The sequence below is a fragment of the Nostoc sp. C057 genome (assembly GCF_013393925.1).
Classification (GTDB): Bacteria; Cyanobacteriota; Cyanobacteriia; order Cyanobacteriales; family Nostocaceae; genus Nostoc; species Nostoc muscorum_A.
In genome coordinates this window covers 4,128,373-4,152,440 of record NZ_CP040281.1, presented here as the reverse complement: position 1 = coordinate 4,152,440, position 24,068 = coordinate 4,128,373, and the positions used below count along the sequence as shown (strand labels likewise).

21 protein-coding genes, 1 tRNA gene and 1 pseudogene are annotated in these 24,068 nt (G+C 39.7%); 10 read left to right on the top strand and 13 right to left on the bottom strand.

From position 1 onward, the window contains the following. Positions 1-149 precede the first annotated feature (149 nt). Positions 150-329 (top strand): hypothetical protein, encoded by a 180-nt coding sequence (locus FD724_RS40970; protein ID WP_114086151.1) that lies wholly within the window; start codon positions 150-152, stop codon positions 327-329. Positions 330-348: 19 nt separating this feature from the next. On the opposite strand, the gene FD724_RS17790 is transcribed toward FD724_RS40970, so the two are convergent. Further along, positions 349-1,641 (bottom strand): dicarboxylate/amino acid:cation symporter, encoded by a 1,293-nt coding sequence (locus tag FD724_RS17790; protein ID WP_114086152.1) that lies wholly within the window; start codon positions 1,639-1,641, stop codon positions 349-351. Positions 1,642-1,834: 193 nt separating this feature from the next. Between FD724_RS17790 and FD724_RS17785 the strand changes: the two genes are divergently transcribed. From FD724_RS17785 to FD724_RS17770, 4 genes are all read left to right on the top strand, one after another. Then, the gene (locus FD724_RS17785) at positions 1,835-4,465 is read left to right on the top strand and encodes a DNA polymerase III subunit alpha (protein ID WP_179073535.1); all 2,631 of its coding nucleotides are present in this window, start codon (positions 1,835-1,837) and stop codon (positions 4,463-4,465) included. Between the two features lie 138 nt (positions 4,466-4,603). Beyond that, the gene (locus tag FD724_RS17780) at positions 4,604-4,813 is read left to right on the top strand and encodes a type II toxin-antitoxin system HicB family antitoxin (RefSeq protein ID WP_179073534.1); all 210 of its coding nucleotides are present in this window, start codon (positions 4,604-4,606) and stop codon (positions 4,811-4,813) included. Beyond that, complete coding sequence (locus FD724_RS17775; RefSeq protein WP_179073533.1) at positions 4,806-5,033, top strand: type II toxin-antitoxin system HicA family toxin; 228 nt, start codon at positions 4,806-4,808, stop codon at positions 5,031-5,033. The genes FD724_RS17780 and FD724_RS17775 overlap by 8 nt, the downstream gene beginning before the upstream one ends. Positions 5,034-5,168: 135 nt before the next feature. After that, positions 5,169-6,407, top strand: a complete 1,239-nt coding sequence (locus FD724_RS17770) for an acetate kinase (protein WP_179073532.1) — start codon at positions 5,169-5,171, stop codon at positions 6,405-6,407. A gap of 9 nt (positions 6,408-6,416) precedes the next feature. On the opposite strand, the gene FD724_RS17765 is transcribed toward FD724_RS17770, so the two are convergent. The 3 genes from FD724_RS17765 to FD724_RS17755 all read right to left on the bottom strand — a co-directional run bounded on the left by FD724_RS17765 (position 6,417) and on the right by FD724_RS17755 (position 8,824). Further along, on the bottom strand, positions 6,417-7,388 hold the full coding sequence (locus tag FD724_RS17765) for a hypothetical protein (protein WP_179073531.1): 972 nt from the start codon (positions 7,386-7,388) through the stop codon (positions 6,417-6,419). Further along, complete coding sequence (locus FD724_RS17760) at positions 7,388-8,239, bottom strand: hypothetical protein (protein WP_179073530.1); 852 nt, start codon at positions 8,237-8,239, stop codon at positions 7,388-7,390. Before FD724_RS17760 ends, FD724_RS17765 begins: the two co-directional genes overlap by 1 nt. Before the next feature lie 126 nt (positions 8,240-8,365). Continuing rightward, positions 8,366-8,824, bottom strand: coding sequence for a hypothetical protein (locus tag FD724_RS17755; protein WP_179073529.1), 459 nt, complete (start codon positions 8,822-8,824; stop codon positions 8,366-8,368). 427 nt (positions 8,825-9,251) lie between these two features. Between FD724_RS17755 and FD724_RS17750 the strand changes: the two genes are divergently transcribed. From FD724_RS17750 to ftsH3, 3 genes are all read left to right on the top strand, one after another. Beyond that, complete coding sequence (locus FD724_RS17750) at positions 9,252-10,037, top strand: hypothetical protein (RefSeq protein ID WP_179073528.1); 786 nt, start codon at positions 9,252-9,254, stop codon at positions 10,035-10,037. A 34-nt stretch (positions 10,038-10,071) separates the two neighbouring features. Further along, positions 10,072-10,866 carry an aminotransferase class IV gene (locus FD724_RS17745; RefSeq protein WP_179073527.1) on the top strand — a complete coding sequence of 265 codons (795 nt, stop codon included), beginning with the start codon at positions 10,072-10,074 and terminating at the stop codon, positions 10,864-10,866. A gap of 113 nt (positions 10,867-10,979) precedes the next feature. After that, on the top strand, positions 10,980-12,821 hold the full coding sequence (ftsH3, locus tag FD724_RS17740; RefSeq protein ID WP_012411183.1) for an ATP-dependent zinc metalloprotease FtsH3: 1,842 nt from the start codon (positions 10,980-10,982) through the stop codon (positions 12,819-12,821). 390 nt (positions 12,822-13,211) lie between these two features. On the opposite strand, the gene FD724_RS17735 is transcribed toward ftsH3, so the two are convergent. The 6 genes from FD724_RS17735 to FD724_RS17710 form a co-directional block, all read right to left on the bottom strand. After that, positions 13,212-13,430: a hypothetical protein gene (locus tag FD724_RS17735; protein ID WP_012411184.1), complete on the bottom strand. Its 219-nt coding sequence runs from the start codon at positions 13,428-13,430 to the stop codon at positions 13,212-13,214. Positions 13,431-13,720: 290 nt separating this feature from the next. Beyond that, positions 13,721-14,902, bottom strand: coding sequence for a low temperature requirement protein A (locus tag FD724_RS17730; protein ID WP_179073526.1), 1,182 nt, complete (start codon positions 14,900-14,902; stop codon positions 13,721-13,723). A 153-nt stretch (positions 14,903-15,055) separates the two neighbouring features. Beyond that, a tRNA-Gly gene (locus tag FD724_RS17725) sits at positions 15,056-15,127 on the bottom strand. A gap of 170 nt (positions 15,128-15,297) precedes the next feature. After that, positions 15,298-15,915 (bottom strand): GerMN domain-containing protein, encoded by a 618-nt coding sequence (locus FD724_RS17720; RefSeq protein WP_179073525.1) that lies wholly within the window; start codon positions 15,913-15,915, stop codon positions 15,298-15,300. A 254-nt stretch (positions 15,916-16,169) separates the two neighbouring features. Continuing rightward, entirely contained in the window at positions 16,170-17,021 is an 852-nt protein-coding gene (gene trpC / locus FD724_RS17715) for an indole-3-glycerol phosphate synthase TrpC (protein WP_179073524.1), read from the bottom strand. Between the two features lie 244 nt (positions 17,022-17,265). Then, positions 17,266-17,544, bottom strand: coding sequence for a HetP family heterocyst commitment protein (locus FD724_RS17710; protein ID WP_179073523.1), 279 nt, complete (start codon positions 17,542-17,544; stop codon positions 17,266-17,268). A gap of 1,738 nt (positions 17,545-19,282) precedes the next feature. Between FD724_RS17710 and FD724_RS17705 the strand changes: the two genes are divergently transcribed. Then, complete coding sequence (locus tag FD724_RS17705) at positions 19,283-20,152, top strand: response regulator (protein ID WP_179073522.1); 870 nt, start codon at positions 19,283-19,285, stop codon at positions 20,150-20,152. Between the two features lie 14 nt (positions 20,153-20,166). Here the strand turns inward: FD724_RS17705 and FD724_RS17700 are convergent, their stop codons facing one another. The 3 genes from FD724_RS17700 to rsmA form a co-directional block, all read right to left on the bottom strand. Beyond that, complete coding sequence (locus tag FD724_RS17700; protein ID WP_114086266.1) at positions 20,167-20,496, bottom strand: DUF3082 domain-containing protein; 330 nt, start codon at positions 20,494-20,496, stop codon at positions 20,167-20,169. 61 nt (positions 20,497-20,557) lie between these two features. Further along, entirely contained in the window at positions 20,558-21,511 is a 954-nt protein-coding gene (ispE, locus tag FD724_RS17695) for a 4-(cytidine 5'-diphospho)-2-C-methyl-D-erythritol kinase (RefSeq protein ID WP_179073521.1), read from the bottom strand. Positions 21,512-21,585: 74 nt separating this feature from the next. Beyond that, complete coding sequence (gene rsmA / locus FD724_RS17690) at positions 21,586-22,443, bottom strand: 16S rRNA (adenine(1518)-N(6)/adenine(1519)-N(6))-dimethyltransferase RsmA (RefSeq protein ID WP_179073520.1); 858 nt, start codon at positions 22,441-22,443, stop codon at positions 21,586-21,588. A 278-nt stretch (positions 22,444-22,721) separates the two neighbouring features. Between rsmA and FD724_RS17685 the strand changes: the two are divergent. Further along, positions 22,722-24,061, top strand: a pseudogene (locus FD724_RS17685) (transposase). Positions 24,062-24,068 lie beyond the last annotated feature (7 nt).

The window sequence follows — 24,068 nt, the reverse complement described above, 5'->3', positions numbered from 1 at the left end:
AATATAAATTCACTTGCTGAAATTCCGCAATTGCCACCAAGACAATTGCAAAAACGCAGTGTAGCCTTTAACTAGAAAAACACTATCAGGCAATTGCTAGACAAAATGCCGACTATGGTCGCTAAACTTTTATAATATTTGTTGTTCTTATGACTCCAAAACACACCAAAATTCAATTTCCCCTTTGGCAGTATCTGAACCAGCCTTTATTTAGTCACGATACTAAATTAGTATTGAATCCCCAACGCTTTGCATTGATCTGGCGGCTTCGACTTCTAGAACGCTGTTGGGCTAAAGAATGTGATGCCAAAGGGCCCCAACAGCATTAGCTACCTGAAAAGCTTCAAACTAAGCCTCGTCTACAGAACGAGGCTTTTTGCCGTCAAGTAAAGCACTGACAGTCATATCTCCCATAACATTAATCGCGGTGCGGCAGCGATCTAAAAACCAATCTATGGTAACTAGCAAAGCAATGTACTGGGTAGGTAAGCCTACAGAAGTGAACACTAGTGTCATCGTTACCAGTCCAGCATTGGGAATATTCGCCGCACCTACAGATGCAAAAATCGAGGTCAGGATGACAATTAACTGCTGTCCTAGAGTCAGATGTTGCCCAATTAGTTGGGAAATATACAACGCAGACATTGCTTCATAAAGGGCAGTGCCATCATTATTGAAATTTGCCCCTACTAATGCCCCCAAAGCAGCAGAAGATTCTCTTAAACCAACTTTTGTTTGCAAAACCTCAAAAGTTACGGGCATTGCCGCCGCAGAGGAAGAAGTTGAAAAAGCTGTTAAAAAGGCATCAGAACCGCCAGCTAGGAATTTTAGCGGGGGTACCCAAGAACCAAATTTTACTCTAGTGAGGTAATAGCACGCCTGCAATGCCAGCGCTAACAGCACCGCCAGAATAAATGCACCCAAAGATTTAAACGGTGTAAATCCTTGCATAGCGACTGTTTTAGCAACAATCCCAAAGACGGCGAAAGGCACTAAGGCAATTACCCAGTTGAGGACACCGACTACCGCCTCAAACAAAATCCCGATGACATCCTCTATCGGCTGGTATCCTTTTTTTCCTTGGGCAATTTGTTCAGATTTTAAGCCCCGCAGGACGATGCCAAAACTTAAGGCAATAACAATTAGTTGAATGACATTATTATCAACTAATGGCTTCAGGACAGCTTCCGGTACAGCATCTTTGAGTATTCCCCAAGGGTCTAGACTCTGAGTAGGTATTTCTGTAGTTGTTGAGGTAGCTACATTGCCCCACGTTCCCGGACGCAGCACATTCGCTACCAAAAGTCCCACTAAAATAGCTACGGTAGTGTTAGTCAAAAGTAGCACTGCCAGCCGCCGTCCGGCTGTACCGGGGATATCGGTAGTCATTAAGGTATGCAGCACCGCTACCAGAATCAGGGGCGTAGCTAGAGCGCGGAGAGCCTTTAGCACCAACTCAGCCGGAATTGCTAAATTGTTGATTAAAGTGGCATTGCTGGGATTGGGATTCCCCGCACCAAGTGCAATTCCAACGCTGACTGCGGCTACTAGGGCGATGAGAATTTGCAATGTGAGAGGGATACGCTGCCACCAAGGGCTAGCTTTGGTTTCAGGCGAAGTAGTACTCTCTGTTTCACTCATTAGTTAGATGCTGATGAACTGCTGTAACTATTAAGACAACACTGATGATAATGACAATTTCGGAAAAAGAACAGCTTTAATTTTAGGTAAAAACTGCTAATGTAATATTCCGTTGCTTTGCAAAATCCGGCTTGAAAGGGTATACCACAAGGTAGACCCCTAAAGATATCTTGGCTTGTGGTTGGAGATGCTTATGTCCTTTGTGCCTTTACATATTCACAGTGACTACAGTCTATTAGATGGGGCAAGTCAGCTACCAGAGTTGGTAGATCAAGCGATCGCACTGGGGATGAAAGCGATCGCTCTTACCGATCATGGTGTCATGTATGGAGCCGTTGAACTGATCAAAATCTGCCGTAGTCAAAATATTAAGCCGATTATCGGCAATGAAATGTATGTAATTAATGGCGATATCGAAAAACAAGAACGTCGCCCAAAATATCATCAAGTCGTTTTAGCTAAAAATACCAAAGGTTACAAAAATTTAGTCAAATTAACCACAATTTCGCATCTTCAAGGTGTTCAAGGCAAAGGGATTTTTTCACGTCCTTGTATTAATAAAGATTTACTAAAACAATACCATGAGGGCTTGATTGTCACCAGTGCTTGCTTAGGTGGAGAAGTTCCCCAAGCGATTCTCAGTAATCGACCAGATGCAGCCCGGAAAGTTGCTCAGTGGTATAAAGATGTATTTGGTGATGATTATTATCTAGAAATTCAAGACCACGGCTCCCAAGAAGACCGAATTGTGAATGTTGAAATAGTTAAAATTGCTAGAGAACTAGGCATTAAAATTATTGCTACTAATGATTCACATTTTATTTCTTGTTTCGACGTTGAAGCCCACGATGCTTTGCTATGTATTCAAACTGGCAAGCTAATTATTGAAGATAAGCGGATGCGTTATAGCGGCACAGAGTATCTCAAATCTGGTGAGGAGATGCGGCAGCTATTTCGTGACCATTTAACGGATGATGTGATTGCAGAAGCTGTAGCTACTACTGAAGAAGTCGCTGATAAAGTCGAGCCTTACCATATTATGGGTGAGCCTCAGATTCCTACACCCCCCATTCCTTCAGGTCATACTGCTGACACTTACGCCGAAGATGTTGCATGGAACGGACTTTTAGAACGATTAAATCGCAAATCTCGCCAGGAAGTCGATTCCGTCTATAAAGAAAGATTGGAATACGAACTGAAAATGATTCAGCAGATGGGTTTTTCCAAATACTTTTTAGTTGTATGGGATTACATCAAATTTGCTAGAGATAATAATATTCCTGTGGGGCCTGGTCGGGGTTCTGCGGCTGGTTCGTTAGTTGCTTATGCAATGCGAATTACTAATATTGACCCTGTGCATCATGGGCTACTATTTGAGCGTTTTTTGAACCCCGAACGGAAATCCATGCCTGATATTGATACGGATTTCTGTATTGAACAACGGGATAAAGTTATTGAATATGTCACTGAAAAATACGGTGCAGATAGAGTTGCTCAAATCATCACTTTTAACCGTCTAACCTCTAAAGCAGTTTTGAAAGATGTCGCCAGAGTATTGAATATTCCCTATGGGGAAGCTGACAAAATGGCGAAATTAATTCCTGTAGTGCGAGGGAAACCAACAAAACTCAAGGTGATGGTTTCCGATAAAACTCCAGAACCAGAGTTTAAAGAGAAATATGATAAAGAACCACATGTTCGCCATTGGCTTGATATGGCGATGCGAATTGAAGGAACTAACAAAACCTTTGGTGTTCATGCAGCCGGGGTGGTAATTTCAGACGAACCACTTGATGAAATTGTCCCGCTACAGAAGAATAATGATGGTTCCGTGATTACCCAGTATTTCATGGAAGACCTGGAATCAATGGGTTTGTTGAAAATGGATTTCCTGGGTTTACGGAACCTGACCCTGATTCAAAAGACCGTTGATTTGATTCAAGAAACGAGAGGATATCGGGTCGATCCTGATGAAATTCCTCGCCAGGAAAGAAAAGCCCAGAAGATATTAGCTAAAGGTGAACATAGCAGCTTACCTAAAGATGTACAAAAAACTTATGAATTATTAGAAGCAGGAGAGTTAGAAGGAATATTTCAATTAGAATCTTCAGGAATGCGTCAGATCGTGCGAGATTTGAAGCCTTCTAATATAGAAGATATTTCTTCAATTTTGGCACTTTATCGACCGGGGCCATTAGATGCGGGGCTGATTCCTAAGTTTATTAACCGCAAACATGGTCGAGAAAATATTGATTATCAACACACTGTTTTAGAACCAATATTAGATGAAACCTATGGAATTATGGTCTATCAAGAGCAAATCATGAAAATTGCTCAGGATATGGCTGGATATTCTTTAGGACAAGCTGACTTGCTGCGTCGGGCGATGGGTAAAAAGAAAGTTTCTGAGATGCAAAAGCAGCGAGAAAAATTCGTAGATGGCGCAGCAAAAAATGGTGTTCCGAAAAAAGTTGCGGATGAATTATTTGAGCAAATGTTGAAGTTTGCTGAATATTGTTTAAGCTATGAAACGGAAATATTGACAGTAGAATATGGATTGTTGCCGATTGGGAAAATTGTAGAAAAACGTATTGAATGTACTGTGTATAGCGTTGATAATAATGGGAATATTTACACGCAACCTGTAGCACAGTGGCACGATCGCGGACAACAAGAGGTGTTTGAGTATTGTTTGGAAGATGGTTCCGTGATTCGGGCAACAAAAGACCATAAATTTATGACTGTTGATGGTCAAATGTTGCCAATTGATGAAATATTTGAACGCGAATTGGATTTGATGCGGGTAGATGGTTTGCCGAATTAGCCAGGATAAGATTTTATGGCAGGGTTCTAAACTGCTTTTTGGGCGCGATCGCTCCACTGATGGGTGTTCATGACGGCAATCTTTATAAAAAAAGGGTGATGTTATGCTTGCTATAAAAAGGGTCGAGGATACAGTACGATGAAAACTCGGAGCTTTGCAGTCCTTATTTATAAAGAGGACGATATGTATATAGCTGAGTGTCCCGAAGTTGGTACGGTTGATCAGGGAGAGACAATCGAACAGGCAATTTCTGGCTTGAAAGAGGCAACCCAGCTTTACTTAGAGGAATTTCCTCTACCTGAAACATCTCCAAGGTATATGACCAGCATTGAGATCACCTATGCCTAAGTTGCCACGAATCTCAAGTAGAGAGGCAATTCGGGCACTGGAGCATTTGGGTTTTGAACAAATTCGACAAACCGGTAGTCATGTTGTGATGAAGAAGCAAACGCCGGAAGGCACAACTGGCTGTGTTGTACCCGTGCATCAAGAATTGAAGCTAGGGACATTGAGTGGCATTCTTAAGCAAGCGCAAGTTACACCGGAAGAGTTCATAGAAAATCTGTGAGCGATCGCTTTGAAAAATAATTCAACAAATTTTAGCGCTGGAAAAACCCTTTGCTGCATATTATCCCTATAGACTAGAAGCATTAGGCTACACTTAGTGACATGATCAAAGGAGGTCATGTTTTTATGTTGTCCTATGAAGATATTGGTGCTGAATGCCGGATCGAGTACCCAAAAAAGTTGTCTGTATGAGATTACAGATGAGGCTTTCTCCACCCAAGCATCTCAACCCCTTTGGGAAGGGAAAATCAACTGGACTCAAGATCGCGGTGTAGCCGAAATTGAGGTGAAAACTGCTACAGGTGCAACACTGCAAGAAACCATCTCTGATGATTCCCCACAGGCACACCTTACCTATATGCTCAATACTCTGAGTGATGGTGCTACCAAAGTAATAGATCGGTTGTCAGAAATCGATGTGGTGGGGCATCGGATAGTACATGGTGGACAGGATTATCGAGATAGTGTAGTAATTACTGAGGATGTCAAAAAGGCGATCGCTAGCTTATCTAACCTCGCTCCAGCACATAATCCAGTTGCCTTGGAAGGTATAGAAGCAATTGAAGAAATCTTAAAAAATGTCACCCAAGTAGCAGTCTTTGATACTGGATTTCATGCCACTCTCCCTGATGCAGCAGCAATCTATCCCGGCCCTTATGAGTGGGTAGAGCAAGGTATTCGTCGTTATGGGTTTCATGGTATCAGTCACCAATACTGTTCTCAACGTGCTGCCCAAATCCTCGATCGCGATGTTCCACCTGAGCGGTTAATTACCTGTCATCTGGGCAATGGTTGCTCTTTAGCAGCAATTAAAAACGGCCGCAGTATTGATACCACAATGGGATTCACGCCCTTAGAAGGATTGATGATGGGTAGTCGTTCTGGTTCAGTTGATCCGGGAATTCTGATTTATCTGTTGCGGTACTGCGATTATTCCGTCGAAAAGTTGGATGACATATTAAATAAAGCTTCTGGGTTAAAGGGAATTTCGGGTGTATCTAGCGATATGCGCGAAGTGAGAGAAGCGATGTCTACGACGGGCTACGCCAACGCTCAAGGGAATTCCCGCGCTCAATTGGCGTGGGATATCTACGTGCATCGTCTGCGTTCTGGTATCGGTGCAATGCTTACCAGTTTGGGCGGATTAGATGCTTTGGTGTTTACAGCAGGCGTGGGTGAACACTCTGCGGAAATTCGCCAAGCCGCCTGTGAAGCCTTTGGTTTTTTGGGATTGAAACTTGATCTTCAGAAAAACCAACAGCAGCCTGTGGATGAGGATATTGCTACAACTGACTCAACAGTACGGGTATTAGTTATTCATACTCAAGAAGATTGGGCGATCGCCGGGCAATGTTGGCAACTTTTGCAAAAATAAAAATAGGATTTACCTAAAAAATTTATAAATACGAGTAACGACAGAAACTAATGTGAAAATAATTTTCCAAACTCGTGGTTTAATAAAATTTAAAATATACTCTGCAATTTTTGGGGCAATAAATGACAAAAATGGCAAGAATAAAGACTTAATATCACTCAAACTACTAATAGCAGCAACAACGATAGGGATGAGACAAATCAGCATCCATACAAACCAATTTATTAAATTAGAGTTGATGGAAGTACGTCTTTGCAGTTGATTGACAAGTATGTAGCGAGTAGTAGCAAATACTATAGTGAAGCCTATCAAAGCAAATATTGATAGTATCCCATTTACTGGATGTAAATTGTAGACTACAAAACCAGCAGGAAACAGGGAAGCTATTTCCCAAACTAGTAGATTTAGTTTAGTGCGAAAGCAACTTAGTATTTGTTCAGTTAGCCAATAATGAGCAGAGATAATTGTGGAACAGTTGGAATTTTGCATAAAATCCAACTTGATTTTGTGGAATATATCACCATGAAGAAGGACAGTGCTTTGCAAAATGATATCTTTCTCTTTATAAGCATCTGAAACTGATTCAGGCTGCTCATAGTAAGAATTAAAGGTGAGTCCAGACTGTAAACTTGCTTTCCCCGGTGCGGTTTTACTCAGAAAAGATTTTATAATATTGACTATAACAGTAACGTAAAAAAAATTACTAACTTCTTTTTCTGTAACTTCTTTTTTATTTCCAAACACAACATTATTGCCGAAACAGGCGTAATACCAAAGAGGAATTATCAGTTTTGGCGGAATGTATAGAGAAACACCAGTTTTTTGTGCTTGCTGAATCTGTTCTACAACTGTCTCATTTAGGTAAAAACTACACTGCGATCGCTCAACCTTAAGTTCAAAGCGATCACCTTGAGAAACTTGTAGAAATAGAGAGAGTACAACATCAGCTTGGTTGTCTGTTTTTGTTATGTTGGCGTTCATTATCGAGATAAATTTGCGATACCCTGTACCAAACTAATCAAAAAACTAAATGTTCCACGCCACTGCTTTTCTCCAGAAATAACTCCTTGATTATGTGTATTAATGATGAGATTTTTAGCGTCTTCAGATAGAGTAAACAGTTCTTTATGGTAACGAGTAATAATATCTCCATCTAACTGCATGACAGTTTGAGCAAAAATAATATCAGTTTTGGTACTTTTCACATTACCACCATCAAGTGCAGCTTTAAGTTCATACATTTTACGTAAGGTACGAACAAATTTATCATTATTTAAAAGTCTTTGAATCTCTTTAAAAGTTTCAATCCAATCTTCTTGACTGTTTCCATCTTTGTCATCAAGAACGGGAGTTGGAGCAGGTAGTATTGGTTGAGCTAGCTTCACATTTTCCTGATCGGCTTCGACTAGGTTTGGTTGATGCTTCTTCGCATATTCAAGCCTCTGGCGATATCGTTTTACCCGCTCATCCTGTGGATTATAAAAATCTGAACCTTCTTCAAGAAGAAGGTAAAAATATTCTCTTTCAATTTGGTTAAATAGACTTCTATAACGCTTATGTAGCTCTTGAGCTTGAGAACCTTCTTCTGGAATACCTTTTGCCTCAAAGTAGTCTGGATCGTGTATAGAATAAATTTCTTGATATGCCTCCCAAGCATTAAACTTTGAAGCATTAATTCTATCTACAACCATCGTATTTACTTCTAAGGCTGTGATGTCAGAAACTAATGTCTGTACAGAAGATACTAAATTGTTTAACAAGACCCTAGCTTGGTTTTGGATATCTTGAGGTTGAGCAACATTTCGGTCTTTAGTTTGAATATGATTAGACATAGTTTCACTCTCTCACAGTTCTGGGTGTAGCATTTTATTAATAGCTAGATACAAGTAAATAAACCTAACGATTTGGCTAGGTTTCGGTAGCTATTTTAGCTTAAATGGGTAATTAACAAAGAATACTTAAAGTTCTGATTTTTTATGATTTTTCACGATTTCCATAAAAAATCCATACAATTTTTCGACACTTTCTATATTCTTGTGAATGATCTCCCGACCATCTCTAATTTGAGTCAAATGAAATTCGCGAATTTCTTTATAGGGCCCACTATCAGTAAATTGACTACCAATCTCATTTTGGATATCACCACTAACAAGATTAATTCGGGTATATATTCGATTACCTGGTTTGGCTGCTTCTATCTCATTTTGTGGCTGATCGGATGACTCTGCTACCCAAGTAGTAATTTTTAAATCAATGGTTTCAACTATTACTGTTTTGATGGCATCAATAATTTCATTAACATCCAGTCCTTTTTTATCGGCATTAAGATTAGTAACTATTGTTTTAAAATCACTATTTTTTGCCTGAATGGATAGACCATTATTTTCCAAGTTGTTCGTAACTACAGTATCTAGCATAAGATTAAGCACACAACAGGTCTAATTGCGAACAAAATTTTATTCTAAATGATGTTCTAAATCTAACTACTGTTACTTAACAAAACTCAGTAATACCAAAGGAACTTAATAATTTAAGAATTTGTTGCTTAAGAGAAGTAAAGCTAGAATTTGTAGCAGCTAATTTCATCTCACAAAAGAAAATAATTTATTCAGATTTTGCAAATAAGAAAGCATAAATCATGCCCTACACATCCTTGCCTTATGTATAATATAATACTTTAAATTTGGCTTGCGGTTCTGCCTGTTTTCACTATCTCTTGAGGTAAAGATAGACTGTGATAGTAGCTGCTTAATGGATACTCTTGTGTGACTATATAGCTGAGTAATTTTATAAGAAGTATATTATATATAATGAGTTGCTTCTGCCTGATAAGACAAGAAAAATATGTTGTTGCAGCGTAAAGCCATAGCTACACCTTTTATAATTTGTGTGTCTATTTTAGGAATTGGCTTGATTCAATTCCCTCAATTGCAAACACTTATAGATAGTAAACAATCTGCCTCTTTAGAAACTCTGGAAAAAGAAATAAAATCAGAACATCTCCGTTTGAATTTTCTCAAAAAAATGCCTACTTTTAGTTATGACAATTTAATTGCAGATTTGGTATATCTCAATTTCTTACAGTACTTCGGAGATGATGAAGTTCGGGATAAAACAGGTTACAGTTTAAGTCCAGAATATTTTGAAGTAATTTTAGAACGTGACCCACGATTTTTAGCAGCATATCGGAGTCTTTCTATTAGTACTTCATTGTATGCTGCTATGCCAGAACGCACGATCGCACTATCAGAGAAAGGGTTAAAATCACTATCCCCCTTTGTTCCCGAAAAGTCTTATTACGTATGGCGTTATAAAGGAGTTGATGAATTATTATTTTTAGGCAACGCTAAAGCAGCCGAACAGTCTTTTGCAACGGCGGCAAACTGGGCTAGTAACTTTTCAGATCCAGAAAGTCAGATGATTGCTCATACTTCTCAAAAAACTGCTGAATTTCTGAATCGAAATCCTAACAGCAAATATGCTCAAATTGCTACCTGGGCAATAGTTTTAAATAATCAAATTGATGAGAGAACTCAAAAACGCGCAATTAGAGAGATTGAAGCTTTGGGAGGAAAGGTAATTACAACTCCTGAAGGTACTAAAAAAATTATGTTTCCCCCCAAAGATTAAGCAAATTGGGCATTGGGCATTGAGCATTGAATAAATGACAAATAATATTTTTTGGTATGACGGTAAATTAATTCACTCTCAAACCCTAGAACTAAACATTAACGATCCGGGTTTACTTTATGGAGCAACTATTTTTACCACATTGCGGGTTTATGAGAACTCCCTAGATAGTAATTTAACTAATTGGCAAGCACACTGCGATCGCTTACTTTTCTCAATCCAAACTTTTGGTTGGCAGCAACCAGACTGGAACCGTCTACTTCGAGGCGCTCAAATTCTCCTTGCACACTTCCCCGTTCTCAGAATTACCCTCTTTCCCGATGGACGAGAATGGATAACAGGTAGATTCTTACCACAAAATTTGACAGAAAAACAAAATAATGGTGTAGTGTGCGCCGTTGCCAGCTCGGAATTTTATCGTTCTCTCCCCTCTCATAAAACTGGAAATTATTTGAGTGCTTGGTTGGCAAAAACTAGCTCAGATGCTCAAGAAGCAATATTAGTCGATGCTCAAGGAAATTGGCTAGAAACCAGTACAGGCAACCTTTGGGGATGGTGCGATCGCAATTGGTACACGCCACCAATAAAAGCCGGAATTTTGCCGGGAATTGGGCGATCGCAACTTGTAAACTGGCTACAAAAGCACCAACAGCCAGTGCGAGAAGAAACTTGGAGTGCCGAGTTAGTCCAGAGATTTGAAGCGATCGCCTACACTAATAGTGTGGTAGAGATTATTCCCATTCATACCGTTAATCAGCCTTCAGGGTCGCTACAATGTAATCCCCACCATCATAGTTTTCAGCTAATAAGGGAGCTTTTTTTAGCATGACAACCACGCCAAATTTGTTATATCTTAAGATAAGTTAACATAATTCTTAATAATCACCTTTCCGAGCAGAGAAGCTAGGCGATTGCGCGAAAAATACCGGAGGATAGACCTTAGTGAATAAAAGATGGAGAAATGCAGGGCTGTACGCGCTGCTGTTTATTGTCGTAATTGCGCTGGGAACAGCATTTTTTGACAAACAACCCCAAAGTAGAGAGACATGGCGATATAGTCGCTTTATTCAAGAAGTTCAACAAGGCAGAGTAGAAAAAGTCAGTTTGAGTGCAGATCGCTCTACAGCACTGGTTACACCCAAATATGACCCGGCTAAACGGATTGTTACTTTAGTCAACGATCCAGACCTAATCAATACTCTGACTTCTAAAGGCGTTGATATTTCTGTATTGCCCCAAACCGACGAAGGATTTTGGTTTAAGGCACTGAGCAGCTTATTTTTCCCTGTATTGCTTTTGGTTGGCTTATTCTTCTTACTACGTCGCGCTCAAAGTGGCCCAGGCAGCCAAGCGATGAACTTTGGCAAATCCAAAGCCAGAGTGCAAATGGAACCACAAACTCAGGTGACATTTGGCGATGTTGCTGGTATTGACCAAGCTAAGTTGGAATTAAACGAAGTTGTAGACTTTCTGAAAAACGCCGATCGCTTTACCGCCGTTGGTGCAAAAATTCCTAAAGGTGTACTATTAGTTGGCCCTCCTGGTACAGGTAAAACCCTCCTAGCTCGTGCCGTAGCTGGTGAAGCAGGTGTACCTTTCTTCTCAATCTCCGGTTCAGAATTTGTAGAAATGTTCGTCGGTGTGGGTGCATCCCGCGTCCGCGATTTATTTGAACAAGCTAAGACCAATGCTCCTTGTATCGTCTTCATCGATGAAATTGACGCAGTAGGTCGTCAACGGGGTGCCGGTTTAGGTGGTGGTAACGATGAGCGGGAACAAACCCTCAACCAGTTGCTCACCGAAATGGATGGGTTTGAAGGTAATACTGGCATCATCATCATTGCCGCTACCAACCGTCCTGATGTTCTAGATGCAGCCCTGTTGCGTCCTGGTCGCTTTGACCGTCAAGTTGTGGTAGACCGTCCCGACTACGCCGGACGCAGCGAAATCCTCAAGGTACACGCCCGTGGCAAGACCTTGGCGAAAGATGTGGACTTGGATAAAATCGCCCGTCGTACCCCTGGATTTACTGGCGCAGATTTATCTAACCTGTTGAATGAAGCCGCAATTTTGGCAGCACGCCGGAATTTGACTGAGATTTCGATGGATGAAATCAACGATGCTATTGACCGCGTATTAGCTGGACCAGAGAAGAAAGACCGAGTAATGAGCGAAAAGCGCAAAACCTTGGTTGCTTATCACGAAGCTGGTCACGCTTTAGTTGGTGCTTTAATGCCCGACTATGACCCAGTACAGAAGATTAGCATCATCCCTCGCGGTCGCGCAGGTGGTTTAACTTGGTTTACCCCCAGCGAAGACCGGATGGACACAGGTTTATACAGCCGCGCTTATCTAGAAAATCAGATGGCTGTGGCTTTGGGTGGTCGAATTGCTGAAGAATTAATCTTTGGTGAAGAAGAAGTTACCACTGGTGCTTCTAATGACTTGCAGCAAGTAGCACGGGTTGCGCGTCAGATGATTACCCGATTTGGGATGAGCGATCGCTTAGGCCCAGTCGCCCTTGGTCGTCAACAAGGTAACATGTTCCTGGGACGAGATATCATGTCAGAGCGTGATTTCTCTGAAGAAACTGCCGCCGCCATTGATGAAGAAGTCCGCAAGCTTGTGGATGTAGCTTATACACGCGCTAAAGAAGTGTTAGTAGGCAACCGTCACATTTTAGATCAAATCGCCCAAATGTTGGTTGAGAAAGAAACGGTAGATGCTGAAGAGTTGCAAGAAATTCTATCGAATAACGATGTAACAACTGCTGCTTTTGCCTAATTTAATTAGTATTTGGGAGTTAAGAACAATTCCTAACTCCTAAGTGTTAATAAAAGCCCGGTCATGAAGACCGGGCTTTTAATATGGGGTTATATACCCCGAAGGTTTCGTTATAGAGTTTCAGTATAAATCGCTTGTCTGATAGAGACTACCACCTGAGCATAATCAATTCCGGAAAATTAGAAAATTTTTTTAGATACACCCAAATCAAAAAAGCTATAACTCTTACCTCAAAAGGAAAAAGATCCAATATAGCAACAATTTGAGAAGTCTGGATGGTGAAAAATTCCCGAACCCATCATAAGTACAATCCACGAGTTTGCTTGCCCAACTCTGACGATACCCTAACTTTCCGAATCTTGACAGTGCTAGCGCAACCAGCCGCCGATCTTAAACTCTGGATGCCGGTTTCAAAAATAGCCACGCCACAAAGAATGTAGCCGCAGTGAATAGTTGCGTCAAGTCTAAAGCTGATAGATAGCCATCTGCAAATGAAGCAATACTGCGATCGGTAATGCCAAATACCCAGGATGACAGTCCAAACAGCCAAATCCCGTTCTTGAGATTTCCGACGAATTGCTTAGAGTCTGATGGTTTCTGATCTTTCATGAGCTTCTATCCCGTTGTTGAGAAATTTGATGATTAATGCGAAATATCTGCCACTAAGAATTTTTTCTGACTCCTGCCGTTGAATTTACACTGCCTATTTATAATATTAATAAATATTTCACCTACTTGACTTCAATACCCAAAGGTACATCATCTAATGATGACATTCCTCCTTTGGTTCTGCTACCTCTGATAGACGGCTATGAATTGAGTAAGGGCGCACAGCTTGCTGTGCGCCCCTACAAATGGACAAATAATTTTGGATAATTTATTTTTTGGAAGCCCCTAAACTAAATTTCCGGGTCAACCAAGCGGGTCGTGGGACGACTCTGATACAAATCTTGAACGACTTGGACAGCAGAAACTACAGCTACAAGGGCAATGACTGCAACAGGTAACAAACCTTTGCCAAAGATAGCGATCGCTAGCAGCATAACTGCACCCCCAAGTCGGTACTGGGAACGAATTTTACAATAACGGATGACTCCAAATCGGTGAAGAATACTAACAGCCAGAGAGCATAATGCTACTGAACCACAGATTAGCCATCGCTGAGAATCGGGTAATGCTAAAGTTGCCTTACTCAACAAAATTTGTTCTACACCAACACCAGCAGCAGTAATCCCAATCACTAGCGGTAAATGGGTGTATAACCAGAGATTGACAACACCTACCTTTCCTTCTGTCCGCGCCGTCTCAATCGGTTTACCACCTAAATTATCAAAATAAACCCACCACCAGCTAAAGGCAATAATCAGACCAAACACGCTAGAAATCACAGTTAAAATATCCCATTTCTGCTCAGAAACACCATTGACCACTGCAATGATTGCTTCACCCAAGACAATAATGGTAAATAGCCCGAAACGTTCCGGTAAGTGGGAGGCGTGGGGAAGTAACCCCATTTGAAACTTGTATCCTGTTAAAGGTGTAGCAAAGTCAATAATAATTCCTAACGCCCAAAATCCGAACCGCCAAGGAATGGGTACAAATGCTGATATCAACCAAAGCAAGGCTGCGATCGCAAAACCAATAGCGTAGCGAGTAGTCAAAGGACGTGCGGAGGGGATATGTCTTCCAGCACGGACATACTCTATTACAAGCACAGCCCGGCCGAGAGCATAAGAAATGGCAAAACCAGGGGAACTCTCACCCAAACCGTGGTGGATATTAATAGCCATTGCTGCTGCTGTGAGCATTTGTATACCAATCAGCAGTCGATGTCCTACATCATCGCTATCAAAACGGTTAGCGTAGAATGTGGTACCAATCCATGACCACCAAACCGGTATAAATAGAACTACAAACCCAAATAATCCTGATAGAGAGATATCCTCGTTGAGATTGTGGGCGAGTTGAGAAACTGCAACTACAAAAACCAAATCATAAAAAAGTTCTAGCCAAGTGGCGCGTCGTTCTTCTTCAGTGTCTTCACCAATGCGTAATCTTGGCGGTTGGAGAAAATTTGCCATAGTGCTAATTGCTAATCGCTAATTGTTTTTTACCATTAGCCGTCATCTATTAGCGAGCGTCTAGACGTTTTTGCTCCCTGTATCTGACACAAACTCAAAAGCGACTATACCAACAGAAACAATCATATTGGTAGCTTAGATTTTAAATTTTAAAGCGGGCGATGGGACTCGAACCCACGACGTTCACCATGGGAAGATGACATTCTACCACTGAATTACGCCCGCGAATTGCTGCCATAAACTCAAGACTGAGGTAAATTATACCACTATTTACAGATGTTTTCAATTGGCTAAAACATATACTGTTTTGGCAACTGCTGATCTATAAGTCCTGTGGCTGTTCAGATTGAAAATTTTTTTAGCTAGCTAATGACGGCACTTACTACTATCTTTAGCTAAAGAACAATATCCTCACCTCGTTCAGTGAAGCGAACCTCTTTAATATTCCATTGACTATTGCTCGTTAAGGTTTTGCGGAGACTGCCAAATAGAGCAAACTGTTCACAGCTAGAAAGAGAAGCTATTTGCCGCTTTGACTCAGGAGATATTCGCAGATCAACTGTAGCAATGCCATTTTTGATGTTGACGCGATATCCAGACAAGCTAAAGTCGCTTGTATCTCGTTTTTCTAAAATCTTACTTACTACGTTTGTAACTGGTTCTTCGGCTGGTACTGAAACTTTTTCAGGAATGAATTCTTGACACTGGGTATCACTTGTGTATAGCGTGACATTAGTAGTTTTGCTAGTGACAGCTTTAGGAATTGATGAGGAAGGCGTATTTTCTTTAGGAGATTCTTGATTAGGAGATTTTTCTCTCAACTGAGCTACGCTAGGAATTTGGCTAGAAGTCTGAGAAGATACGCTATTCGTTGGTGTTGTTATAGGGTCTGGCTTTGGGCTGTCAATATTACGAGCGGTGGGGTTAGAACTACAACTGCTGAGGCTGACAACCATTGTCACAAAAATCAGGGGTAAAAAATATCTTTTAGTTGTGTTCATAATTTTGCTCATAAGTGATGTTGTTGCTATCAATTTCAGTGTTGCTGGTATTAATTCCGTATAAATTTATGAATTTTTAGCCAGTCTATAAAGTGTCAACCCCAAATCTGTTAAAGTCGAGGGTTACACTATACACCAAAATTACAACATCTGCTTTTCAATGACCGATGTTTGACGACAAGCCCTTTTGCGTCTACACCAATCAAAAAAAGCTTGACTAGAGAAGCAAGAATGCGGCAAAGAAAGATATATAGAATTTGGTCTATTTATCTGAAAATAGCTGTAGGTTTGAGCAGATTACGCACACTCTGTTGTATATCTTCTTGTTTAACTAGAGATTCGCCAAGTATAACGGCATGTGTACCAGCTTCAGCTACAAGGGATAAATCAGCAGATGTATACAAGCCAGACTCACTAACAACAATAATACCCAAGCTTTGTAGTTGCGATCGCCTAGCTGCCAGTAGTTGCTCAGTTGTGTCAATATTGACGCTAAAATCTTCTAGACTTTGGTTGTTAATTCCTATTAGGCGTACATCATCAAGCTTTAGCACCCGATCTAGTTCTGCTAAAGTATGGACTTCTATCAAAGCATTCATTCCCAAATAGTGAATCACTCGCAAAAAGTTTTGAAGTTCTTTATCTGAGAGAATTGCCGCAATCAATAGCACCGCATCTGCGCCTGCTGCCCGTGCTAAATAAATTTGGCAGGGATCTAAAATGAATTCTTTGCACAGTAGAGGCAATTTTACCCGGTAGCGAATGGTGCGTAAATTTTCAAAGCTGCCATAAAAGAACTTCTGATCGGTGAAGACAGAGATACAAGTTGCGCCACCACGTTCATAAGCTTTAGCGATCGCTACTGAGTCCAAGTCTGGTTTAATAATTCCATGAATTAGGGATGCTTTTTTCACCTCTGCAATGATACAAGGTCGGTAATGACTCTGTTGCAAAGCAGAGATAAAATCTCGCACAGTCGGCGCAGCAGCTAACTGGCGTTGCAAAGAAGCCAAAGACATCTCTTGCTGGATTTGTGCAACTTCATGCTTTTTCTGCCATATAATCTCTTTCAGAGTAGGTTGCAAATAACTATTAGGGGTAGTAACTGGGTAAGTCATAATTGCTAAGGATGGCGTGACCAAAAAAGTATGAATTATAAAATTTCAGGCTATCTAACAGATATTCTTCTTAATTGGCCTTTGTGGAAATGCCTTTAACAAATAGATATCTGTAAATAACCGGACATTTAAAGTTTTCAGTCTTCATCCTTGCCTCGTGGAACTTTGTGGTCAATTTCCTTGAAATAGCCTCAATTTCTGACATTCATTTATAGTAATCGTTCTATCTTGATTATTTTCTTTTTCAAAGATGAAGCCAGGTCGATTTTAGACTTAACGCTTCTACAGCCTTAGTATCAGTTATATTTTGTTTTGAACTTTCAACTAAGTAGTTATTTTTGAGTAGTCGAATGTAGGTGCGGTAAGGTATATAGTCTATGGGATTGTACCCAGCAAACCGCAGAATTAAAACACATGCCCAGGAATATTTCCCAGCAATAATCGCTTTGAGAATTTGCTCAATTTGTTCATTGTTGATTTTTTTAACCGTTTCTGTTTGATAATCAGTGAGATTTTGAGTCATAAAATACGCTCGTGTATATAAATAAAAACTGTTTTGTATTTGGCAACATTTATCTTCTTTTTCCTTTCTCCAATCCAGTAATCATCTAGCTTTGATGCCTGCACATCTATTACAATAAATACCAGCCGGACTTATTCTAAAAATAATTAACTATTATAAATGTTTAATATTTGACTCCACGAATCACATCATTTGCTACAATTTCTTCAAGAGCATTGTCCATATCTGAAATAACAAGATTACAAAATAATGCTTAAGTTAACTTAAATAAAGTTAATAACTATTACAACTTTATATTGAAAGTAGGGGCGGGATTAACCAGGATCATAAAATATCTTGTTAAACCCGCTCTTACAGATAAACCGTATTGCAGAAGCTGCTTCTTCGTTAAGCTTACTCAATCTTTAGCAAAGGAGTATATGAACGATTTTTTGATAGATATGTCTATTTTTTCGCTTTTGAAATCTTATTTATTTTCATTAGCGTCAAACCAACTTAGACTTTGGAAAGGGGATATAGAATTTATTAAGTTTTATATATGTAGTAAAGATATGTGATTTTATTGAACTTCTCTTGCAATGTCCTCTAATTAGACCTTTCAGAAGATATAAGTACCAAAAAAAATCATAAATTGTATTTATCAATACATCCTTGCTTAATATTTCCTATTTCTTTTGGAATATTTGTAAGCTATAAGTGCATGAGCGATAAAAATAATTTACTCCTTGTGACAGATGACAAGCTGTCCAATCATGTTATTAGATACCTAAGTGAGCAAATTTAGGGTCAGTTAAATTAATGAGCAATAATTTACTTATTAAAACTATAAATCTTAGAACAAATATATCTAAATTAGAATTGACAAAATTATTTTATTATGCACTAAAGTTTTTGACTTATGGTTCTTATCTTGATTGCATAACAGTTATAAATGATTAGCTAAAATCAAAATTATCATAGAGTTTTGCAGCATATTACTTATCGCATTTTTGGATATGACTTTGAAAGAGATGATCAAAATCTTTCTCAGAGATAAATTGCTAAAGATGGCTAAAAACTGCATTATTGTTATATTTAATGGGTTTAAGTCAGTTATGTATATCTATGTGAATCAGGTTAAAGCATAAACATCAGATATTGCCCTTAATTTTATTAATATAGTCAAAAGGATAAAAAAGGTAGTTTTTTGATATTGTAATTTTGACTATATCAAGTCTTATATATCTGGTTTTAATTTATAAAAAATAATTATCGGTCAGTAAGAATAAACACTATTTTACTCTTCTAATATTGAATGAATACTAAGATAGTGCTTACTTATGTATCTAGCAATAATATCTTTATATTACCAATATAAAAATCTTTCTTTTTATTGTTAAAATTATCTTTAAAAGCACTAAATAACTTCTGATTCTTTTGAATTCCATTTATTTATAAATAGCCAATAGCACCATGATGATTTTAGAAATTTATGATTAGCAACTCATCAATGGCTATAGCACTGACTTATTTAACCGAGTGACTAGGGATATTGATTCTGGCCTTTATTACGTTAGTTTAATCTAACTCTTCATTGGTGCTACAGCCAGAATTAGAGATTTGCTGGTTTCCTAATGATAGTGTTCTGAGTTGTTAATTAATAATCATTTTCAACTCAACACACATAACTTTTTTGACAAATGACTCGGCATAGAATTTGGTCATCATTCCCTGCCACAAAAATCCTAGTGATGGAAAAATGAGATACGAATCGTCGAAAAAAATTCTTGTAATTGAAGATGATGCTGTTACTCGCAATCTCTTCTTAGAAGTTCTTGAGGCTCAAGGTTTTGACACCATAGGTGCTGAAGATGGAGTAGCTGGTATCCAGAAAGCACAAGAGCATTTACCTGACTTAGTGATTTGCGATATTCAAATGCCAGATATGGATGGCTACACTGTTTTGGCTAGGTTGCGCCAAGATCCTTACACAGCAATTATTCCTTTCATTTTTTTGACTGGGAGTAATACTCAAACAGATGTTCGCAAAGGTATGGAGTTGGGAGCGGATGATTATCTGACTAAACCCTCTAGTATAGAAGATTTGCTCAGAGCGATCGCTGTCCGATTAGAAAAGCAAGCTTTTTTGAGGTATTGGTACGCTACTAACTCTCATCAAGCCGCTCAATCACCACCTTCATCGTTCAACTCTGAGTCCATTTTTCCATCTGTTCCCCAACTTAAAGCAGTTTTCGACTTTATTGAAGCTAATTATCGCCAAGGAATTACTTTGTCTGATGTGGCTCTTGCAGTTGGTTATTCGCCTGCTTACTTGACTAACCGAGTAGCCAAACAAACAGGAGAAACTGTAAACGCTTGGATTGTTAAGCGTCGAATGGCAGCAGCACGTCCTTTACTCAGAGATACTAATCAGACAATCGACCAGATTGCTATTGCACTTGGCTATCAAAATACATGTCATTTCTCTCGTCAGTTTCGTCAACACCACGGGCTTTCTCCCAAAACTTGGAGAAAACAGCAACAACTTTTTCAGTCTTCTAAAAACGCGAAGCTACAATTGATCAAAAATCATGGTGCATTAGAAAAACTTGTACCTTTAGGTTGCTGATTAAAAGCAAATTACTAGTTTTCACTACTTTTTTGCTTGCTCAACTGCTGCATTAATAATTGCACTCCCAAAGCCAACAAACCAATTGCTACTATACCAAATATTCCGCTTCCTAAAGCAACTACACCAACAACCAGAGTCCGAACAGCAGAGGAAATTTTAATTACTAATGGATTAATTGAATGGAGGGGTTTAGCAGCAAAATTTGTAGCGATCGCAATCATCAGCGAATACATTGCATATCCCATTCCCCCAGAAATTACTGCCCCAGTTAAACAGCGTAACGGACTTGCTGCTGCCGACATTTTAGTATCAGTTGGTGGCGTTAAATTTTGGTCACTCATAGGATTTTGGATTTCAGATTTTTAGTTGGGACATTATCCTTAATTAAGGAAAAAGAATTATTTAAACAGATGATGTCACTTTAATACCATGCGTAATTGTCCGAGTTACAAACAATTCTAAGTCCTCATCAATAATTGCTTCCCTTACTTGCTGCAAAACTAGTTCTGCCTGCTGTTGAGACTCAAAAAGAGCAAATACTGTTGGGCCAGAACCAGACATCATTGTTCCTAAAACGCCTTCCTGATTTGCAAACACTTCTCGCAACTGCAAAACTTGGGGATAGGCTGGCAATACCACACGCTCTAAATCATTGTGCAATTTTTGGGCAATTTCCCTCGTATCTTTATGCAAGATAGCTTTTACTATTGCTCCTGAATGAACTGCACTAGCACGCGCTGCCAAATTATCGGTATCTCTAATATAAGAATGACCAAACTGCTGGCGATAGGTTTTGTATGCCCAAGGTGTGGAAACTTCCAGACTGCGGTATTTCCCCAATAGTATATATATGTTATCTAAACTCGGCAGGGGAGAAAGTTGCTCACCCCTACCTGTTGCGATCGCAGTTCCACCCGCTACACAAAATGGGACATCAGAACCGAGTGTACCTCCTAACTCTTCTAATTCAGACTGAGTTAATCCCAACTTCCACAGTAAATCTATACCCACTAACACAGCTGCTGCATTCGTCGAGCCCCCAGCCAACCCAGCCGCTACAGGAATCTGCTTATTGACGGTAATCTCTACACCGCCATATTTAGCAAAGGCTTCGGGAAATTGCCTGACCATTAATTCTGCTGCCCGGTATGCCAGATTAGTTTTATCTGTCGGTACTTGTGGGTGGTTGCAGTGAACACGAATGCTGTCAGTGCTGATGGAACGCACATCAATTTGATCTGAAAGTCCGATACTTTGAAGTATCATGGCTAACTCATGATAACCATCGGGGCGATCGCCAATGATTTCCAGATATAAGTTGATTTTAGCAGGGGCAATTAAGCTGTAGGAACGCATTTTATAAGAATGGGGAATGGGCAATGGGCAATGCGGAATTGGGGAATGGGAAAAAATCTATTTTATCTTGTCATCTATATTCCTACTCCCTGCTCCCCACTCTCTACTGCCAGTTCATTTGCTAGGATTACCCATTGCTGAACGCTGATATCTTCGGCTCTGGCTTGGGGATTTATTTTTAATTGTTCCAGTAAGTGGCTCAGGCGATCGCGTTCCATAACAGATTGCAAATTATTTCGTAACATTTTGCGCTTGGCACCAAACCCCAACTTCAAGAAAGTCTCTAACTGTCGGGGATTAAGCGCTGGTATTTCTATTTTTCGGGGACGTAATCTTACCACTGCTGAATCAACTTTTGGCGCTGGATGGAATGCAGAGGATGGGACTGTGCAGATTAACTCACACTCAGCCAAATACTGTACCCGCACGGTCAACGCCCCAAAGGTTTTTGATCCTGGTTTAGCATACAACCTTTCTGCCACCTCTTTTTGTACCAGCAATACTATAGAGTCAAATGGTTCGGGGTTGGGATTTGCGATCGTACCCAGTAGTTTCTCAATGATTGGCCCTGTAATGTTGTAGGGAATATTGGCTACTACTTTGTTTGGCTTTTGGAAATTGGGAAAGGCTACCAAATAAGATGGTAAATCCAGGGTGAGAAAATCGCCTTGCAGCAATAAAAAATTTTCAGTCTTACCCAGTTGCTTTGATAACAGATGGCATAAGTCTCGATCTATCTCAACTGCAATCAGAGACTGCACTAAGGGTAATAAACGACGAGTTAGAATACCAGTTCCAGGCCCAATTTCCAGGATGCGATCGCCTTTGACGGAGCGATCGCTTTCTGTACACTCCGCTGCTTTTATAATTGCGTCGAGCGCCTTTTCACTTTTGAGCCAATGTTGAGCAAAGACCTTACGCGGTCGGATCATCTGTATTTATTGCCTAGTCTAGTTTTTAGCTTTTTCTCAAAAACTTATTATAAATTGTGAAATCCGTCTACAGCGCTAGACTCACTGTAACGAATCTTGTGGGGTAGGCATCTAGTCATAAGATGGGAGCCTTTAACCGGAGGCTCTGGAACAACTATGCTTTTATATTCTTATATATAGTTCAATACCATTGCCAAAATAAGAGTATGAAGAGGTAGGGCATTTCGTAGTAGATTTATTGTCTCTCACAACGATAAATCAAACACTACAAGCAGCCCATGCCTGATATCTTATCACTGCTACAATGCCTGCTACCGCAGATCAACGCGACAACAATGCGGCAATTTAACCAAATAATCCTGGCTATGTTAACGATGAGCGGGCGAGTCACGATGTTGGGAATCTCGCGTTGGGCAGGCACTGGTGGTAGTTATCGGACGATATTAAGATTCTTTCAGACAGTAATACCTTGGGCGACGTTGTTTTGGCTATTTTTCCGTAAGCATTTATTCCGTGCAAATGAGGTGTATTTGCTTGCAGGAGATGAAGTTGTAGTGAGTAAATCAGGTAAAAAAACTTATGGTTTGGATAGATTCTTTTCCAGCCTAGTAAGTAAACCGATATTAGGACTGTCTTTCTTTACATTATCATTAGTAAGTGTTGAACAAAGGCACTCATTTCCCATTCAAATAGAACAGGTGATTAAGAGCGATGTAGAAAAAGTAGTTCAACATTAGCCTCAGAAATAAAGCCTAAAGAAAAACGTAAGCGTGGACGACCAAAAGGAAGTAAGAATAAGAATAAAGCCGAGGTGATTTTAACATCTGAATTAGTGCGAATTCAAAAGATGATTAATTCGCTGTTCAAATTATTAGCTGGATTTGTGCCGCTTACTTACTTAGTGCTAGATGGGCATTTTGGTAACAATAATGCTTTGCAGATGGCACGTCTTGTTAACTTACACATAATTTCTAAGTTGCGCCACGATTCTGCATTGTATATCCCATATCAACATCCTGACTCCCATAAACGCTCTCGTCGTAAATACGGTGATAAGATTGACTACCATAACATACCTGATAAGTATTTGCGTAAAAGTAGCATAGAGGATGAAATTCAAACTGATGTTTATCAATGCACTCTCCTTCACAAGGAATTTGCCCAAGCACTAAATGTAGTTATTTTAGTTAAAATTAATCTTAAAACTCATGCTCGTAGTCATGTAATTCTATTTTCTAGTGACCTAAAGTTGTCCTACGAAAAAATAATAGATTACTACAAATTGCGCTTCCAAATCGAGTTTAATTTCCGTGATGCCAAGCAGTTTTGGGGACTGGAAGATTTCATGAACTTAAGCCAAACTGCTGTGACTAATGCTGTTAATTTAGCATTTTTCATGGTCAACTTGTCCCATCATCTTCTCTTGGATTTTCGTCTCCTTAATCCCGACTCTGGCATTATTGACCTGAAGACTCATTATCGTGGTTTTCGATATGTCCGTGAAATCTTAAAAATGCTTCCGGAAATGCCTGAGCCTATTTTATTAACCCAGATTTTTGCCAAGATTACTTCTTTGGGACGGATTCATAACGTTTCTACAGGCGTTGAACCCTCGTAAATTGGCA

Coding starts and splice junctions, on each gene's coding strand:
- FD724_RS17730 (WP_179073526.1), bottom strand. CDS start 14,902: ATGGCAAATTTTCTCCAACCGCCAAGATTACGCATTGGTGAAGACACT.
- trpC (WP_179073524.1), bottom strand. CDS start 17,021: ATGACTTACCCAGTTACTACCCCTAATAGTTATTTGCAACCTACTCTG.
- FD724_RS17745 (WP_179073527.1), top strand. CDS start 10,072: ATGACAAATAATATTTTTTGGTATGACGGTAAATTAATTCACTCTCAA.
- FD724_RS17710 (WP_179073523.1), bottom strand. CDS start 17,544: ATGACTCAAAATCTCACTGATTATCAAACAGAAACGGTTAAAAAAATC.
- FD724_RS17700 (WP_114086266.1), bottom strand. CDS start 20,496: ATGAGTGACCAAAATTTAACGCCACCAACTGATACTAAAATGTCGGCA.
- ispE (WP_179073521.1), bottom strand. CDS start 21,511: ATGCGTTCCTACAGCTTAATTGCCCCTGCTAAAATCAACTTATATCTG.
- FD724_RS17780 (WP_179073534.1), top strand. CDS start 4,604: ATGAAAACTCGGAGCTTTGCAGTCCTTATTTATAAAGAGGACGATATG.
- FD724_RS17720 (WP_179073525.1), bottom strand. CDS start 15,915: ATGAGCAAAATTATGAACACAACTAAAAGATATTTTTTACCCCTGATT.
- FD724_RS17735 (WP_012411184.1), bottom strand. CDS start 13,430: ATGAAAGATCAGAAACCATCAGACTCTAAGCAATTCGTCGGAAATCTC.
- FD724_RS17705 (WP_179073522.1), top strand. CDS start 19,283: ATGAGATACGAATCGTCGAAAAAAATTCTTGTAATTGAAGATGATGCT.
- FD724_RS17765 (WP_179073531.1), bottom strand. CDS start 7,388: ATGAACGCCAACATAACAAAAACAGACAACCAAGCTGATGTTGTACTC.
- FD724_RS17790 (WP_114086152.1), bottom strand. CDS start 1,641: ATGAGTGAAACAGAGAGTACTACTTCGCCTGAAACCAAAGCTAGCCCT.
- FD724_RS17760 (WP_179073530.1), bottom strand. CDS start 8,239: ATGTCTAATCATATTCAAACTAAAGACCGAAATGTTGCTCAACCTCAA.
- rsmA (WP_179073520.1), bottom strand. CDS start 22,443: ATGATCCGACCGCGTAAGGTCTTTGCTCAACATTGGCTCAAAAGTGAA.
- FD724_RS17750 (WP_179073528.1), top strand. CDS start 9,252: ATGTTGTTGCAGCGTAAAGCCATAGCTACACCTTTTATAATTTGTGTG.
- FD724_RS17755 (WP_179073529.1), bottom strand. CDS start 8,824: ATGCTAGATACTGTAGTTACGAACAACTTGGAAAATAATGGTCTATCC.
- FD724_RS40970 (WP_114086151.1), top strand. CDS start 150: ATGACTCCAAAACACACCAAAATTCAATTTCCCCTTTGGCAGTATCTG.
- FD724_RS17770 (WP_179073532.1), top strand. CDS start 5,169: ATGAAGATATTGGTGCTGAATGCCGGATCGAGTACCCAAAAAAGTTGT.
- FD724_RS17775 (WP_179073533.1), top strand. CDS start 4,806: ATGCCTAAGTTGCCACGAATCTCAAGTAGAGAGGCAATTCGGGCACTG.
- FD724_RS17785 (WP_179073535.1), top strand. CDS start 1,835: ATGTCCTTTGTGCCTTTACATATTCACAGTGACTACAGTCTATTAGAT.